This is a genomic window from Micromonospora sicca, assembly GCF_003172935.1.
GTDB classification, from domain to species: Bacteria; Actinomycetota; Actinomycetes; order Mycobacteriales; family Micromonosporaceae; genus Micromonospora; species Micromonospora sicca.
Window position 1 is genome coordinate 1 of record NZ_QGKS01000293.1, and the last position, 1,785, is coordinate 1,785.

Below are 1,785 nucleotides of genomic sequence, written 5' to 3' on the forward strand. Positions count from 1 at the left end.
GTAGCGCCCACGAATCCCGATCGAAACCCCGCGCGCAGCGGCGGCCGGCCCCGACGCAATCAGATCGGCCCGATACCCGCATGAGATCGTCAGCTTCTACGGTCGGCACTGCACTGTCATCGGCAGATCCGGTTGCTCACCGACGAAGGTCAGCGCCACGGATGCGGCACATGTGTTCGTTCGTGGTGCAGGAAGTCGCGCGGCGCGGGCGCCAGCTCAGGGAAGGTCGGGATCTGGGTGCTCGGCCACGAAACGCTCGCCCGTTTCGTCGTCGACCAGCGAGTTGTCGACCAGCCATTCAACAGCCCGCCGCTTTGCGCGCACGCCGCGGAAGGCGTACCACGCTGGCAGTAGGTGCGGATACTCCGCATGCAACTCGTTCTTGAACCGCCGGAAGGCGCCCTTGCCCTGGATCGCTCGCGCGAGTCTGCGGCCGGCCGCCGCATCACTGATCCTCTCGGCAAAGTCGGCCATGTCCTGGTACCAGACGTAGGACGGCAGCGGATCAATACCGACCAGGTCGAGGTCGTCAAGGTCGACGGGCGTGTGCCCGTCGATGCCGCCGTCCGTCGTCCAGAACACGATCTCGCCGGTCTGCGGGTTGATCAGCCATCGGTGCTCGTAGTCGGTCTGGTCCTCGAGCGCGGTGGCGATCTCCTCCAGGTCTAGCCTGCCCAGGTCAAGCATGCGGCCACCATAAACCCGCTCCTGCCCGCGCTTCGACCCGTGACCAGCGGCATGACCGGTCACGCTAGACCGAGCGAGCAGCGCTAGCATGACAGCCTGTTTGCGCCGTGACCGCAGCCACTTCCGCATGCGGCAATCTCACTCACTCGGGGAGTGGGCGCGAGAAGGCTGGCGCGCGTAAGGTCGGCTCGACCGCCGGCCTTCGCGAGACTAGGACGGGGCCCGACATGGACCAAGGCACCCGCGACGAGCTGCTCGGCCGCCTGGCTGAGGCAGTCGGGTCCGTCACAGTCGCACGCCCGACGCGGGTTGCCATCGACGGACCGCCCGCCGCAGGCAAGACCACGCTCGCCGACGAACTGGCCGTCGCCTTGCGCACACAGGGCCGCCACGTCATCCGCGCGACGATCGACGATTTCCTCTTCCCCCGGGCACAGCGCTATCCACGCGGCGAGTACTCGGCCGAAGGCTGCTACCTCGACACCCACAACTACGACGCGCTGAACCGGGTTCTGCTCGATCCGCTCGGCCCAGGCGGAGATCGACGCTTCCAACACGCGGTCTACGACCGCACAGCGGATACCGCGCTGTCCCCGCCGGTCACGACTGCCCCCGCCGACGCCGTACTGGTCTTCGACGGCGTCTTCCTCATGCGCCCGGAACTGATTGATCGGTGGGATCTGCGCATCTTCGTGTCGACCGCGCTCGAGAAGACCGTGGATCGTGCCGTGATCCGAGAGCGCCGGGTGTCATCTCGGGCCGAAGTCGAACGGCGCTGGCGCGAGCGTTACATCCCCTCCCAACAGCTCTACTTCGCTACGGTCCGCCCGACCGATCACGTCGACATCATCGTGCACAACGACGAGCCCCAGCAGCCGGTCTGGGAATCCCAACACGCTGACCGCACTCAATTGGGCACGTCGGTGCGCCGCCGCCCTTGGACGGCCGGCTGCGCTCCGTGACGCGCGGTCCGCGGCAGAAGAGGGCACCGACGGGGACATCGAACCCATCAAATCGACGATCCTCCGACTCTGCTGAAGGCGTGCGCGAGGCGGTAGGGACCAGCAGCCGCCGTCGGGGCGGCGACCAACAGTTGCC

At 67.2% G+C, this 1,785-nt stretch carries 2 protein-coding genes; one reads left to right on the plus strand and one right to left on the minus strand.

Annotated elements, in window-relative coordinates:
- Window positions 1-216: 216 nt before the first annotated feature.
- Window positions 217-687, minus strand: a complete 471-nt coding sequence (locus tag DKT69_RS24255) for a UPF0158 family protein (RefSeq protein WP_109803808.1) — start codon at window positions 685-687, stop codon at window positions 217-219.
- A 227-nt stretch (window positions 688-914) separates the two neighbouring features.
- Here DKT69_RS24255 and DKT69_RS24260 point away from each other — a divergent pair, with 227 nt between their 5' ends.
- Window positions 915-1,649, plus strand: coding sequence for a cytidylate kinase family protein (locus tag DKT69_RS24260; protein ID WP_236648197.1), 735 nt, complete (start codon window positions 915-917; stop codon window positions 1,647-1,649).
- Window positions 1,650-1,785: the final 136 nt, after the last annotated feature.